The sequence below is a fragment of the Microcoleus sp. B5-D4 genome, assembly GCF_036705145.1.
GTDB lineage: Bacteria > Cyanobacteriota > Cyanobacteriia > Cyanobacteriales > Microcoleaceae > Microcoleus.
The window spans coordinates 1-15,340 of record NZ_JAUBTV010000124.1 but is presented as its reverse complement, the minus strand read 5'-3'; the positions used below and the strand labels follow the sequence as shown (position 1 = coordinate 15,340).

The window sequence follows — 15,340 nt, the reverse complement described above, 5'->3', positions numbered from 1 at the left end:
TCACGCTTTGTCTCGGATGATTCACTTTTACCCCCTCAATCCGCGTATGTGCCAGTTGGGGGTGCGGAATGTGGGTTCTAAGTTAGAATCCGAACTCGATCGAAAGTACACCCTACAAACTGACAATGCCGATTAGCCTGCTTGTTGGGGCGTTACGGACACTCTTATCGGAAATGCGAGGCGAGGAACTGATAACCAACTCCTCGCCTTCACTTTTTTTATTTTGCGCGTGCGCGTTGCAATTAGGTGCTTTTACACATGTGCCATTTGCCGATCGAGCTTGGTCTCCTGTCCATCTCGTTGCACAGATTGAGCTTTGTCATAGCTCTCCATCAGGGCGCGGTAAATCGGCATGAGGTCAACCATGACAGTGGCAAACTCCATTGCGTCCGGACGGTTCCATGTGTTCATGAGTTCGCCGATTACTGCGTAAGTGTCGATGGGCATGGCTCCCGCTTGGACGACGCGGGCCAGAGTGAGGTCGGTCGCCATCTGGCTCCAGTTGCCGGAAGCGTCAATGATCGTGAAGACCTTGTAACCAGCGGCCAATGCGCTCAGCGTCGGAAACGCCATGCAGACGCTGGTGAGAGTTCCAGCGATGAGGAGAGTCTTTCGCCCGGTCTTCTCGATAGCGTCTACCCAAGCCGGGTTATCCCAGGCGTTAATCTGGCCTGTGCGCGGAATGTAAACCGCTTCAGGATTGTGCTGGTGGATTTCGGGAATTAGGGGACCATTGGGACCATCGGGCACCGAAGCAGTCGTGAAGGTCGGAATCTTGGCGAGTCGGGAAGTCTTGGCGAGCGCCGTGACATTGGAACGGAGGGCTGGGAGTTCGATATCACGCACAAGTTGGAAGAGTCCGCTCTGATGATCGATCAGCAGCAGCACGGCATCGTTGGGATCGATCATTGTGTCGATGGTGTTGCTCATGGGTTTGTCTCCTTTTTCATTACAAATTCAATATAGGAGATTGCCTTGAAGCTGTCGTCTATAGCAAGTTGAAATTTTTACAGTACAAATTGATAAAGTAACCATTCCATCGCAAAGTAGAAGGCTGACTATAACTCAAGTTAGAATCCGAATGCGATCGAAAGTACACCTTACTTGAACTTATGTCTCTGTGCAGATCAGCAAGACCGCAAAGGCTGGGCAACCATCGGGGACAATTCAATCCCCAGCACAGAAATAGTAATCCGCTAGTAGTTCGCTTGGCGAACTACTAGCCTGACTGTCGGTAAATGCGACTGTCAGGCTATAGAATGCGTCAACTTAGATAAAAATCGTCTTTAGATGCGTTCTCAAATTGTCGAGGCTACCCCACTGCGCCATCAAATTGGGACTTTCTAGAGACTTGGCTTTTGTATCCAACCACCCCCAATCAGCTTTCATTACCTCTCGATCAACAGGCATCGTGTCAACATTACAAAAATCTGAAACCCAACAAACTTTGATCCACCGAATAATCCCCCACTGCTCCGAACTCCACTGGAGCTTATCCTCCTCAGAGTTATTACACAATTCCACCATATGAGTAAGATATCGCTTACCTTGACGAGATGTCTGAGACAGAATAATCAGAGAGCCTTTGGGCAACTTCAGGGCATGAGCTTCTACGCCATCGTTTCTTTTAAAGGTTAGCGGGAAATAAGAATACCGTGATTGGTTTTCATATGCCCAACCATCACTATCATTGACATTTTTGATGTACTTCAACTGAGAAAAATCCATTATCTTCACCGGGTTAATTACTGTACAAAAATCCTACGCTCGAACGATCCATTAGCCTTTGATCGTAATTTCGATACTCTCCTCACTAACCCCAAACCGCTTCGCCAAGCCTGCTTTAGCCTGGGCAATCGTCAGCGCTTCCGGAACCGCTGAAGCTACAGGCTTCGACACCTTTTGAAACTTCAGACTCGATAACTTAATCCCCAAATCCTCCAAACTCGTATACTTCACAGGATTTTGCTGCCCCGGCCATAAATCCTCCTTGTCAATCTCCGCATACTCCGAAATACAGATACGGTAGCGCTTTTGCTCTTTATCCCCTTTCTGATGAGTCAGCATATGCTCGACATGACTAATCTTCCCAACGACAAACCCCGTCCCACGCTTGGCTCCACCCGAATGGCAACAGACCAGGTACTTATAAGCCTTAGCCCGATTCGGATCAACCACCCAATCATAATCTCCCCCAGAAGCCAGAATGTCTTCAAGAGTATTCCCAGTAAAGGTTTGAATGGTGTCGCTCATATTAGTTTATTAGTAATGTATAGCTTAATTATAGCAAAAGAATCTAACAGTGGCAATACTTTTTAGATACTTTTGCCATATTTCTTGGATGCTTTACCTCTAGCCAGTTCTTAGTAGCGATTGTCTTGAAAGTCATGCAAAATCGAGCAGAAAGTTGTGACCATTAGACACGCACGGCAATAGAATCGTCTAAAGGCTGGATTAGTGCAGTATCACAGCTAAAAATTAGGGTTGGTAATTAGTGCTTGAGCGCTGAAGCGCTCACTACGAGCCAACACATCACCCTAAATTTAGTGTTGACGCAGCACTAGCCTCCCGCCTGCGTCAATTCAACGGATATCCAGAGCCGTCATTTTGTCATGCGCATGGGCAACTCAAAAAAACTTCCCCTTCCTCTTGACTTTCAAGACAATCGCTACAGACTAACAATGCCACGCTTAACGGCAACAATCACAGCTTGAGTGCGATCGCTAACATCTAACTTATTCAAAATCCGATTGACATGAGATTTGACAGTGCCTTCACCAATACTCAAAGCAGCCGCAATATCGGCATTGCTCATTCCCTGCGCCAGTGAGCCGAGTACTTCTAGTTCTCTTTCACTCAGTTCTGGATTGCTGAGGCGCTGTACCAACTTTGCTCCTACATCGGGCGGAATATACTTCTGACCCCGATGAACGGTACGAATAGCATTCAGAAGCTCGTCAGGTTCAGTTTCTTTCAACAGATATCCTTTTGCGCCTGCCTGCAATCCCCGATAAATATCTTCGTCACTATCATACGTGGTTAGTACAATAATCCGAGCCGATTTAGCAGCAGCACAAATTGCACTGATAGCGGCAACTCCTTCCACTTCAGGCATTCGCAGATCCATTAGCGTTACATCTGGTTGGTGTTCCCGAAATAAGGCGATCGCTTGTTTCCCATTTTCGGCTTGGGCAATCACCTGCATATTTGGGTCACGGTTAATAATCGTGGCTAATCCTTGCCGAAAAATAGCATGGTCGTCCGCAATCAAAACCCGAATAGTCGTGGCTTGGCTCATCGTGATGTTACTCCCGATTGACGGTGACAATAATTTCTGTTCCCTGTCCAGGTTGACTCCTAATCGTGAGTTGTGCGCCAATGCGCTCTGCCCGTTCGCTCATACCTAATAAGCCAAAACCCTCAGAGGCTGGAATACGCCCAACTCCAAAGCCCTGCCCATTGTCTTTCACCCGCAAGCAAACCCGATCGCGATCGTAGACTAGCTGCACTCGAATTTCGTCAGCATTGGCGTGTCTCATCGCATTGGTTAATGCTTCCTGCCCCATCCGCAGTAGGTTACTCTCGACTTCAGCCGGTAGAGAATACACTGCACCCTCAATCTCATAATATAAAGTGGTATCCATTGCGGCAGTTCTGATTTGAGCGATGAGACTATGTAGAGCGCTCTGTAAACTGCCCTCCTCTAGAAGCTGAGGGCGGAGCGCAAAGACCGATCGCCGCGCTTCAGCCAGTCCAGTTCGCGCCAATTCTTTGATCAGATCCAGGTGTACCCCAGTTGCTTCTAAATCATCCGTTAGCACCTGGTTCGCAGCTCCTACCTGAGCCAGAATGCCTGTAAACGCTTGAGCAAGGGTATCGTGAATTTCGCGTGCCATGCGATTGCGTTCTTCCAGAATCGAGGCTGCTTCTGCTCGCTTTTGCAGCGTAATATCTCGCGCTATCCAAATGACCTGCTCGTGCCGAATCGGTGCAATGCGCGCCGAAAACCAAGTTTCTCGTCCATCTATCTGTAGGCTGTACTCAACGGTAAGCACTTGTTGGCTTCTCAGCACCTGCTGAATATAACCCATGAATTTATCGGCTTGTTCTTCTTCAAAAATCTGATGCAGTGTTTTACCAACCTTCTCCTCAACTGAACTATACAACTGCCTCGGATTCCCTGCGACTGTTTCGATCACTCGCCCTTCAGCAGTAACAACACATAGCGGATCGGGAATGGCTGAAAAGAGCGCCCGCAGTTCTGCTTCAGAGGCTTGCAGCGCGGCTTCTGACTGTTTGAGATCGTCGATATCCGTATAAACTCCCAACGCTCGGATGGGTTCACCGGATTCATTCCAGGCAACAATTTCGCCGACAGAAAGAATCCATTTCCACTGACCATCCCGGGTACGCAGGCGATACTCTGCTTGATAGTTGGGGACTTCTCCAGTCATAAAACCATTGTAAATTGCAAACATTGATTCTCTGTCATCAGGATGCAAACTCTCAACCCATCTAGATTTGGTCTCGTGAAATGTTGCTGGATCGTAGCCCAGCATTAAAGCGTATTCTGGGTTAACCACGATTTCTTCAGTTTTGAGATTCATATCGTAGAGTCCCTGATTTGAAGCGGTTAATGCTAAGCGTAGTCGTTCTTCACTCGTTTGTAGAGCGGCTTCTGCTTGTTTGCGATCGCTAATATCTGCAACTACCCCTTCGGTGTAGTCATCGCCTGCATTCAGATAAAGAGAGAAAAGCCCCCAAAACAATGTCCCATCTCGTTTTCGCATCTGGACTTCAAAGCTTCGCACTTCCCGATCCCGCTTCAGCAACTCAATGAGGTGTTGGTGATCGCTGGGATCTGCATAATAGCCTATGACGTGTTCAAGCCCAATGATCTCCTCTGGTGAATCAAAGCCAAACAGATTGGCATGGCGTTGATTGGCATCGAGAAGTAGTCCATCCGAGAGGCGGGTTCGGAAGATGCCGACTTGCGAGTTTTCAAAGATAGTTCGGAACTTGGCTTCACTGCGTTGTAAAGCCTCTTCTGCTTGTTTACGCTGGGTGGTGTCATTGCCAACCGATAAAATTTCAACGACCTCTCCCTGGTCATTGAAGATAGCTTGATTCGACCAGGCCATCCAAACTCGCCGACCGTCTCGACACAGGTTTTCACTCTCGCCTTGCGGGTACAATTGAGGATTACGAAGTAAATCGTGAACAAATGGTTTGACATCGCGTCCAGAGGTTTCGATGTCTGGAATGATTGTTTCAAATAAGGTTCGCCCTAAAATCTGATGTTCTTCATAGCCGAGAAGTTTCACCCCATAATCGTTGATGTATCGAATCCGTCCTTGCGTGTCATAGCGAATGATGACTGAATTCGCGGTTTGTAGCAGGTTGCGGTAATTGGCCTCACTTTGTCGTAACGCAGCAGTTCGTTCTGCGACCTGTTGCTCTAAAGTGCAGTTGTAGTCGGCTAGGAGTTTCTCGGCTTGTTTGCGCTCTGTAATGTCCTGAAAGGTAGCGATCGCATAAGTAATATTGCCCTGTCGATCAAAAACTGGTGTTCCCCGTGCCTCAATTAGAATTGTGACATGATCTCGACGAATTTCTATATCTTCAGTCCTGATGCGTTCGCCCCTTAATGCCCGCACAATAGGCAAGCTCTCCGCTGGATAGAGTTGATCCGTTCCCGCTACATAAAGCTGATAAGCCTCTGAGAGCTGCTCCGGTGCTATGGAAGTATCAGTTTCTTTGCCTATGAGTTGATTGCCGCATTGGTTGGCATAGTAAGGGCAACCCGTCGCATCCACGATCGCAATTCCCACCGGAATCGCTTCAAGGAACTGGGTGATCTTGCTTTCCTTAGCCTGCAGTTCTGAGTAAAGGTTGGCATTTTCGATGGCGATCGCTGCTTGAGTCGATAATAGCTGCAAGACCTGCGATCGCTCCGGTTTAAATACTCCAACTGCTAACCGATTTTCTAAATACAATACACCGACCAGCTTGGCTTGATTCAGCAGCGGCAAACAGAAAATAGATTGAGGCTGGTTCTGTTGAATGTATGGCTCATTAATAAAAGCACCTTCACGAGTCGCATCATTTAAGGTGACAGGCTTCAGAGTCCGAATCACATATTGAATGATTGATTCTGGCAATCGATCGGCAATTGGAATAGACTGTAACACCTGAGTCGCACAAGCATTCTCATCGTTATTGAGTTCACAAGTCGCTTCAATCGACCATTTTCCTGAATTTTCTAAAATTAGACATCCGGTTTGTGCGCCAGCATTCTCAATTAAAGTTTGCATCAGCGATCGCAGCAATTGCTTCAGTTCAACTTCACGAGAAATCGCCTGTAAAGCTTTCATCACTGTTGCTAAATCGAAAGTAGTATGGAAGGGATTAGTGATAGTTTCAGCAGTAATAGGAATTAATGTGGAAGCGGCTCTAGACGACTGAGAAAAGAACTGTGGATAGCGAGTTTCTAAGTCTTTAACTTTAGCGGTTGCGCCCCAGCGATCGTAGCAGTAGTGAGCTTCTTTCATGTAGGTTTGAGCAAACTTTTCTCTGCCACGAAACAGGTAAAAATTGGCAGCTAATTCGTACGCTAATGCTTCTTCTTGAAGATACTCGTTGTCTCTAGCACCTTGAATGGCTTGTTCGTAGAACTCTTCTGCTTCAAACCACTGACCTAAAACTCGCGCCTTCTCTGCCTCAACCAGATGATATTTATGCAAATAATTCATCGGCGCATAATATGCCCAATGCTTCATTTTCTCCTGAGTAACAGCAACATGGTTGAGGATTTCCTCTTGAGCTTGAGCGCTGCTTTCAGGATATCTTGCGAGCCTTGCTAGAGAGTTATAGAGGTAGTACAGAGGAACAAGGGGAGTCGCTGTGACACGAATTAAATAGGTTTCCGCTATAGTTGAGTTTTCAACGGCTTGAACATAGTCAGCAAATAGATAGCATAGAAAAAGCTTGTTGAAATAAATCCCAATGAGAGCGGCTCCATCATTTACTAATTTATGTTGTGGCAATCCATCTTCCTCATTGTAAGATTCACCAATAAGACGACAGGGATTGACTGAGCATCCCATCAAATTCAGGACAGACTGCTGAAATATTTGATTCCATGTCAGTACTGCCTGTTGTTTGATTTGACGGATGGCTTGATTGTAGGTTGTCATCTCACGTTCTACTTCCGTCAGTTCCTTTCCAAGAGCAAAGGATAGGAAGCAGTAGATATGAACACAATAGGCAGCAAACTCTAAATCTCCAGTATCTAGCCCAGTTTGATAGGCTTCTAGTAAAGGCTTGGACGTTTCTCTAACATGATTTTTCCAGTGATTAATGTAGTTATGGATGATTAGGAGTGTTCTAACTCTGAGTGAATTGGTATTGGGTTGTGACAACAGCCTGAGAGCCAGGCTTCCGAACTCGTAGCCCGTCTCAATGTCTCCTGTTCCGCAAAGATTTGCTCCATGAGAAGCATAGGCAAAGGCAGAGGCAAAGGCATTGCCAAATTGAATTGACAATCTAACCTGTTTAGACACCAGTAAGGGCATCAGGTCAGGAGCGACACCATAGGCAACGAGTGTGATGCTTGACAAAATTTGCATTGCTGCCAATTTGTCTGGTTCGCTCATTTCCGGCAAATAAAGCAAATCAGAAATTGGTTTTCCACTGATGCAGGCTGTAATTGCGTTGAGGTCAAGTTGAATATCTGCCTGATCTGGCTGTTCTGGAAAACTGATTCCCAGTTGTTGCAAAACTTGCAATGCTGTATTGATTGCTCCTAATAGCTGACTCTGCGCGATGTTCGTTTGAATTTTGACTTCGTAAACTTTGATGCTGTCAAGAATAGTTTTGGCTTTTTTAAAGACAATCTCTGCCCAAAATTCTACCTGTTCAAACTCGCCACACAGATAGGCAACTTCTGTCGTTGCTACATATAACTCCAAGGTCAGGTCATAATTTGTTTGCCAGCTAGAGGCTGCTAGCCATTGTCTCCCTGTAGTTAAATAGTTTCTTGCCGTACTATACGCGATCGCCCCTTTTGCCTTCTGACCTGCTATTAAATTCAATCGAGCAATCTCATTACGTTCGGCTTGATCAGAGACAAGTTCAATTCCATGATTGAGATGATCAACAATTTCAAACAACCGCCCTGATAGCTGTTCTGGCAACGTTTTTTTGAGGAGATTGCGACCAATTTGCAGATGAACCACTTGTTTCTGCGACTCATCAATTAGGGCATAAGCCGCTTGCTGCACGCGATCGTGCGAAAACTTATACTCTTGAACCAACAAGTCTTCGTCCAAGTTAGACAAAGGTTGAATTAATCCAGCTTGTATTGCTTCTAATAAATCCTGAAAAATTGCTTTCGGTGATTTTTCGCAAACGATCGCTAACGTCTCTAAATCAAATTCAGCCCCGATACAAGCGGCTATGCAGAGAATTTGCTGTGTTGCTTCCGGCAATTTCTGCAACTGACGCAGCAGCAACTCCACCACATTATCAGTGATATCTTGAGCTTCAATCTCTGCCAGGTTCCACTGCCAGCTCAACTGTTGTGTATCGAAAGTCAACAGATTTCCGCCATACAGCATTTTCAAAAATTCACCGACAAAGAAAGGGTTGCCCTCGGTTTTACGTGACACAGCTTGGGCTAGGGAGCGAACGATATCAGGATTGTGATGTAATGTCTCAGCTATCAGTTGACTCAACGGTTCCAGGGTTAAGGGGGTCAGGATGATTTCCTGAATTACTGCTCCCTGGTTTCGCATGCTCTCTAGCGTTAAGACCAACGGATGCGTTGGAGTCAGTTCGTTATCTCGGTAGGCTCCGATCAAAAACAGATACTGGATTTGCTCATCAAGTAAGATAAGTTCGATTAACTTCAAAGTCGCAGAATCGATCCACTGTAGATCGTCTAAGAAAATGACTAGGGGATGCTCTTTTGCACAAAACGCCCGCACAAATCTTTGAAACGTGAGATTGAAGCGATTCTGTGCCTCAGTTGCTCCAACTTCGGGTATAGGCGACTGCTTGCCAATGATTAACTCAACTTCGGGGATGACATCAATGATGATTTGTCCGTTGCTGCCCAGAGCAGTGAGCAGGCGCGATCGCCACACTTCCACCTGCTTATCCGGTTCGCTCAAGAGTTGCTGCACTAACTTTTGCAGGGCATTTACAATGGCGCTGTAGGGAATGTTGCGCCCAAATTGGTCAAATTTGCCAGAGATAAAATAGCCTTGGTTTGCTGTGATCGGTTTATGGAGTTCCTGCACCAATGCCGTTTTGCCGATGCCAGCATAACCGGAGACCAGCATCATTTCACGATACGGTGGTAGGGTAATGTCTTCTTCTGCTCCCCCACTTCTCCATTCCCCTACTCCCTCATTCCCTGCCACTCTGTCGAACGCCGCCAATAATGCTGCAATCTTCGCTTCTCGCCCATACAGTTTTTGAGGAATGCAAAATTGTTCAGAAACATCTTGTAGACCCAATGGCACAGGTTCAATTAAACCCACTTCTGCCAGTTGCTGGGCACAGCGTTCTAAATCTGCTTTGATGCCCCAAGCACTTTGATAGCGATCCTCCGCATTCTTTGCCATCAGTTTCAAAATAAGATCTGAAACAGGTTGGGGAATTGTTGCGTTCAATTCATGCGGGGGAGTCGGCGGTCTGGCAATGTGGCTGTGGACTACCTCTAGGAGATCTTTAGTGGGAAACGGTAATTGTCCCGTCAACAGTTCGTAGAAGGTTGCACCCAGTGAATAAAAGTCGGTGCGATAGTCGAGCATACGGTTCATTCGTCCGGTTTGCTCTGGCGACAAATAGGCGGGGGTTCCTTCTAGAAGATGGAGACTTTTGAATGTGGGATTGGTGCGACTGAAGCGAGTGGCAATGCCAAAATCAATGATTTTGACAACGCCAGTCCTCGGATTAAAGACAATGTTGCCAGGATTAATATCTTTATGGATGACATGAGCCGCATGGATTTTGCCTAGAGTATCAGTAATGGCGATCGCCATATTCAAAAAAACCGACAGCGGCATGGGACAGAAGTCTAATTGTTGTCGCATCCAGCATTCTAAAGACTCTCCACCAAAGTCTTCCAAAAGAATAACCAGCGTGCGCTGATAGTCTTGCTTGCTGTATGCCTTGACTACGCCTTCAATGTTGAGAAAGCGAGTAATTTCATACTCCTGCCTATAGCGAGTTAAATCCTGAGGAGAGGGATAATCCTGCTTGAGAACTTTGGCAATCACTGCACAGTTATCTTGCTCTCTGATGCCCCGATACACCAAAGAAGCTAAGCTCTCATAGATTTTGCTGTGGATAGTAATTCCAGGCAGGGTAATCATTGAATGCTCCCCGATGAAGGACTGTCATCCGTTTCCCAAAGTATATCGCTTGCCAAACTCCAGAATATAAAGCTCCTTGTGTAGATCTTTATATCTTGACCTGTAATTGCTCAACTCAGTAGCCAATCAGATTGGTATGAGGCAAGGGCATAGGAAATAGCCTGGAAGGCAGAGATACTCTGACGGCGAGCCGTATTACCAACGACCGCACTTGGGCGAACAACTCCGCACCCCAATCGGAGCAAAAGCCATGGGTGACCTTGCGAAAAACCACGCTCCAGCGCAGTGCCTGTTCACTGGAATGATTGGTCGGCGGCACCGTCTCATTGTCGAGGAACAGCAGCAGATGCTTCTCAATAGTCAAGTAGTGCCCATTGGTAACCAGTTAAGCTAATAAAGCATTTGTCAATCAGCAATTATGCTCAACATTTACTCGGATTTTGGGTATAAAACTGAGATTTGGGTGATCGAGGAATCATGCCTCCCATGATATTTATACCTACTCCCTCTCAAATCGTAAATTTTCCACTCCTAAAAAAGCAGTTTTTTTGAGTAATATTACTGATTGACAAATGCAATTAAGTCTTAACTTGTCACCAATGAGTAGTGCCTGAAAAATTGCTGTCCATCAGGGGACTGGGGCTTCAGATTCAAGATATCCCACAGGCTGCCTCGGAATCAAGAGCCGTATTGCTGAAGCGTTGAGGCAGCCAGGGTCTGTCGTCGTCGGTTCACGGCAATAGCTCGTAGTAACAGCCGCTTCATCCGGGGGGCCAAACAGGTCGTCGCCCGCATCAAAGGTGTGGGACATCGCTACCGGATTTTGCATTCAGACATTGATGGTCGATCGGTTGTATGAATGTACTTTCGATCAAATTCGGATTCTAACTTAAGTTAGAGCCAGCCTTCTACTCCGCGATGGAATGGTTAATCTATCAATTTGCACTGTAGAAAATTTAACTTGCTATAGGCGACAGCTTGAAGGCGACCACCTATATTGAATTTATGCAAACAGTCATGCAAATGGATCAAGTAAGTAGATTGCACGGTTCCATGCTTGAGGGCATGAATATTCAAGGTGCAACTGGATTAACGCACGCTCAAGGAGCGACGTTGAAAGCATTAGAAGCGATCGCATTGCTCTCAGTGCAGTCGCCTCCGATCTACTCGGAGCAAAGTACACCGGATATTCACTTTGGCAATATCAACTGCTTTCAGGAGAATTCAATGCAACCAGTACCAAACCAAGAGCGACAGACGGCTGAAGCTTTTGCCACTCATTTAGCACTTGTGGGTAAGGATGTTCAAGCTTGGGTAGATTTGTTTGCCGAAAATGCAATCGTTGAGTTTCCCTATGCTTCCACGACACCAGGACGATTAGAAGGCAAAGAAGCCATCTACAACTACATGAAAGATGTGCCAGCACAAATGCAAGATTTGGTGTTTACCAACGTCCGGATTTACCCAACGTCAAATCCTAATGTTCTATTTGCTGAGGTTCATGGAGAAGCCGTCATTGTTTCTACAGGTCATCACTATCAACAAGATTATGTAATGCGGCTGGAAACTAAAGAAGGCAAGATCATTCATTATCGCGAATACTGGAATCCTATTCCCGCCCTTGAGGCATGGGGTGGCACACAAAATTTGCGTCAATCTTTCAATGCAGATAGCGTAGCGTAGGCAAAGGAAAAAGCATGAAAATTGTGATTACCGCAGCTTCCGGCAATATTGGACGACGCGCTGCACAGAAAGTTGTTCAGGCTGGAGTCGAAACCATCCTTCTGACACGACAGCCAGAGAAGCTAGCTGATTTAGCGGCTCAAGGTGCTACGGTGAAGCCAATCAGCAGTGATGATCCTCAAGGATTGATCGAGGTAACACAGGATGCAGATGCTTTATTTTGGGTGACTCCACCGAAACTGGATGCACTCAGCTTACGCGATTGGTATATCCAGACGGCGATGGCTGGGGCTAGAGCAGTGCGTGAAAACAGCATCAAGCGAGTAGTCAACATTTCTAGCCTGGGTGCAGGTGCAAGTGAAGATCTCGGCACAGTTACATTTGTTGGGACTGTTGAATCGATTTTCAACCAAACGTTCTCGAATGTGCTGCATCTGCGTCCTGGTTATTTCATGGAGAATTTTCTAGGGCAAGTCAAGTTTATTGAGCAAGACAATGCCGTATATTTTCCCTACGCCAGTGACCATGATATTCCCTGGATTAGTACTGATGACATCGGTGATGAAGCCGCAAAGTATTTACTTGACGATCGTTGGGCTGGGCAATGGATTCGTAATTTGATGGGACCAGAAAATCTAACGCTTCCTGAAACCACTGCTATTGTTTCGCGAGTGCTGAATCGTTCGATTGAATATGTTCAAGTAACGGTTGAATCAATCCAGCAGCAACTATCATTGACTGGAGCAACCCCGGATGTACAACGACAGTTAGGGAATCTGTTTCGCGCCCTTGGCAATCCTGATGGCATCTATGCAACAGCACGAACACCTGAAGCAATTACACCAACAACATTTGAGCAGTTTGCAATCCATAAACTACTCAAACACATTCTGGCTTAACACGCTAAGTGCTTCAGTGGAAGGGCACTGAAACAGATTAGCTAACTCCATAAGAATCTGACAAACCATTGTAAGAATCTGAAAGCAGTCAAGCACTGGAATTCAATACACTTCAGATAGATAGAACAAAGAGAATCTTGTAGGACAACCGTTAAGTTTGCAAGCGAGAGTGTTATGACTCAATATGATTACATTGTGGTCGGCGCAGGTTCGGCTGGCTGCGCGATCGCCAGCGATCGCTCATTCGTCTCCGCTACATTCTTCATTCACAATCTGGAATTTATCCTATGACCCACATTCTCCATTTAGATGCGAGTCCGCGTGGCGATCGCTCCATCTCTCGCACGCTCTCTAAAGAGTTCATTAACCAGTGGAAAACCACTCATCCCAACGACACCATCACCTACCGTGATATTGGGCATTACCCTGTTCCTTTTGTGAGCGAAGACTGGATCGCGGCTGCATTTACTCCATCCGATCAACATACACCTGAGTTAGCCGCTGCAATTCAAATTTCCGACGAATTGATCGACGAGTTTTTATCAGCCGATCGCTACGTTTTCAGTATCCCCATGTATAACTTCACCATTACTGCCAACTTCAAAGCTTATCTTGACCAAATTGTGCGAGCGGGACGTACATTCTCCGTTGATGAAGCAGGTTACAAGGGACTGGTTCACAACAAGAAGATGACGATCATTATGGCGCAGGGAGGAGCCTACCCCGAAGGTAGCCCTACTCATGCCTATGATCTACAAACACCCTACTTGCAACTCATTTTTGGGTTTATTGGTATCACGGATATTGAGTTTATCTATGCCGATAGCCTTAATCTGGGGGATGAAGCCCGTAATTTGGCGATTGCTAATGCCCAATCTGCCTTAAAAGCAGCGATCGCGCATTAACTATCATCACTTTTTGGGTAGCTAAAGTTTTTGAGGTCATGTGTAATGCTAGATCCACGGGTAGTAGGTACAGATGAAGAAACTCGTCAGGTAACCGCCATCATTTCTCACTTCGTTCGATCTGGGCGTGAGCAAGGTTATGAGGAATGGTTGCACGGAATTGCGACGGCTGCTCACCAATTTAAGGGACACTTAGGAGTCAGCGTGATCCGACCCTGTGACCACACTCATCCTGAATATGTGGCAATTCTCAGATTTGATCATTACGACAACCTCAAAACCTGGCTGGAATCCAGTGTGCGGCAGGAATGGCTTGAGCGGTTGCAGCCCTTGATTGAAAAGCCTGAAACCATTCAAACTCTAACGGGTCTGGAAACCTGGTTTACGCTTCCTAACAAACCCATGAAGGCTCCACCTCCGCGCTACAAAATGGCGATCATGACATGGCTGGGAGTGTTTTTTACGATATCTATTCTCAACCGTTTGCTAGTACCGCTCCTGGTTGGGCTTCCGGTATTGCTCAGAACCTTGTTGGTTACAGGTCTAACGGTTGCCCTGCTGACCTACGTGATTATGCCACGCCTCACTCAACTTTTTCGCAAATGGCTGTATCCCACCTGATCAAGTACATATCTTGCACATTCACAGGAATTTTACATGTCTTGTCAACACCTGAACGAACTGACGCTAGAGACTATGATTGCAAAAGCCAATTACCCGGTATTCCGCTGTGAGGAATGCATGCGAGTTGGCCATCGCTGGGTTCACTTGAGAATTTGTCAAACCTGCGGCAAAATGCTGTGCTGCGACTCGTCTAAAAATCAACACGCTCGCCGCCATTACGAAGAAAGTGGACATGCGGTGATTAGTTCAGCCGAATTGGGAGAACAATGGCTGTGGTGTTTTACCGACGAACAACAGAAGAACTATTGATCACGCGCCCCTTTTCTACTCGCGAGGAAATCATGATGTCAAATCAGCCTGCCCTAACAGATATTTGGCCGAGTTTACCCCTGGACGCATGGCAAGAGACCTATGCCACCTTGCACATGTGGACTCAAATCATCGGCAAAATCCGATTTGCCCAAACTCCGTGGATTAATCATTCCTGGCATATTCCCCTCTATCTAACCGTTCGGGGACTGACCACTTCCACGATTCCCTATGGCAGCCGCATCTTTCAAATCGACTTTGATTTCATTGATCATGAGTTGCTGATTCAAACCAGCGAAGGGGCAAGACGGGCGATCGCCCTCTACCCTCGCTCGGTCGCTGATTTTTATCAAACCGTGATGGAAACGCTCAGAGCATTGGATATTCACATCACAATTAACACTAAACCAAATGAAGTCCCCAATCCAATTCGATTTGAGCAGGATGAAACCCATGCTACTTAAGTAGTTAAGCAAAATTAATTACATAATTATCTCCAAATTCTTTAAGAATTTTTTCTACAGATGAAACAAGAGAT

Annotated in this window: 13 protein-coding genes; 6 read left to right on the top strand and 7 right to left on the bottom strand. The window is 46.3% G+C overall.

Features of this window, described 5'->3' with window-relative positions; translation table 11 throughout:
* Nucleotides 1–252: 252 nt before the first annotated feature.
* From QUB10_RS31870 to QUB10_RS31845, 7 genes are all read right to left on the bottom strand, one after another.
* Nucleotides 253–930, bottom strand: coding sequence for an isochorismatase family protein (locus QUB10_RS31870; protein ID WP_333207134.1), 678 nt, complete (start codon nucleotides 928–930; stop codon nucleotides 253–255).
* Nucleotides 931–1,269: 339 nt separating this feature from the next.
* Entirely contained in the window at nucleotides 1,270–1,728 is a 459-nt protein-coding gene (locus QUB10_RS31865) for a hypothetical protein (RefSeq protein ID WP_333207133.1), read from the bottom strand.
* 51 nt (nucleotides 1,729–1,779) lie between these two features.
* Nucleotides 1,780–2,253 (bottom strand): hypothetical protein, encoded by a 474-nt coding sequence (locus tag QUB10_RS31860; RefSeq protein WP_333207132.1) that lies wholly within the window; start codon nucleotides 2,251–2,253, stop codon nucleotides 1,780–1,782.
* A 415-nt stretch (nucleotides 2,254–2,668) separates the two neighbouring features.
* Nucleotides 2,669–3,298, bottom strand: coding sequence for a response regulator transcription factor (locus tag QUB10_RS31855; protein ID WP_333207131.1), 630 nt, complete (start codon nucleotides 3,296–3,298; stop codon nucleotides 2,669–2,671).
* A 7-nt stretch (nucleotides 3,299–3,305) separates the two neighbouring features.
* Complete coding sequence (locus QUB10_RS31850; RefSeq protein WP_333207130.1) at nucleotides 3,306–10,382, bottom strand: PAS domain S-box protein; 7,077 nt, start codon at nucleotides 10,380–10,382, stop codon at nucleotides 3,306–3,308.
* A gap of 115 nt (nucleotides 10,383–10,497) precedes the next feature.
* On the bottom strand, nucleotides 10,498–10,746 hold the full coding sequence (locus QUB10_RS34355; protein ID WP_445300813.1) for an IS66 family transposase: 249 nt from the start codon (nucleotides 10,744–10,746) through the stop codon (nucleotides 10,498–10,500).
* A 264-nt stretch (nucleotides 10,747–11,010) separates the two neighbouring features.
* Nucleotides 11,011–11,211 (bottom strand): hypothetical protein, encoded by a 201-nt coding sequence (locus QUB10_RS31845; RefSeq protein ID WP_333207129.1) that lies wholly within the window; start codon nucleotides 11,209–11,211, stop codon nucleotides 11,011–11,013.
* Nucleotides 11,212–11,387: 176 nt separating this feature from the next.
* Here QUB10_RS31845 and QUB10_RS31840 point away from each other — a divergent pair, with 176 nt between their 5' ends.
* From QUB10_RS31840 to QUB10_RS31815, 6 genes are all read left to right on the top strand, one after another.
* Nucleotides 11,388–12,065: a nuclear transport factor 2 family protein gene (locus QUB10_RS31840; protein ID WP_333207128.1), complete on the top strand. Its 678-nt coding sequence runs from the start codon at nucleotides 11,388–11,390 to the stop codon at nucleotides 12,063–12,065.
* Between the two features lie 14 nt (nucleotides 12,066–12,079).
* On the top strand, nucleotides 12,080–12,964 hold the full coding sequence (locus tag QUB10_RS31835) for an NmrA family NAD(P)-binding protein (protein ID WP_333207127.1): 885 nt from the start codon (nucleotides 12,080–12,082) through the stop codon (nucleotides 12,962–12,964).
* Between the two features lie 287 nt (nucleotides 12,965–13,251).
* Complete coding sequence (locus QUB10_RS31830) at nucleotides 13,252–13,869, top strand: FMN-dependent NADH-azoreductase (RefSeq protein ID WP_333207126.1); 618 nt, start codon at nucleotides 13,252–13,254, stop codon at nucleotides 13,867–13,869.
* A gap of 45 nt (nucleotides 13,870–13,914) precedes the next feature.
* Nucleotides 13,915–14,490, top strand: a complete 576-nt coding sequence (locus QUB10_RS31825; protein WP_333207125.1) for an antibiotic biosynthesis monooxygenase — start codon at nucleotides 13,915–13,917, stop codon at nucleotides 14,488–14,490.
* 120 nt (nucleotides 14,491–14,610) lie between these two features.
* A complete protein-coding gene (locus tag QUB10_RS31820; protein WP_333207124.1) occupies nucleotides 14,611–14,802 on the top strand; it encodes a UBP-type zinc finger domain-containing protein in 192 nt (63 codons plus the stop codon).
* Nucleotides 14,803–14,837: 35 nt separating this feature from the next.
* Nucleotides 14,838–15,266, top strand: a complete 429-nt coding sequence (locus tag QUB10_RS31815) for a DUF5996 family protein (RefSeq protein ID WP_333207123.1) — start codon at nucleotides 14,838–14,840, stop codon at nucleotides 15,264–15,266.
* Nucleotides 15,267–15,340 lie beyond the last annotated feature (74 nt).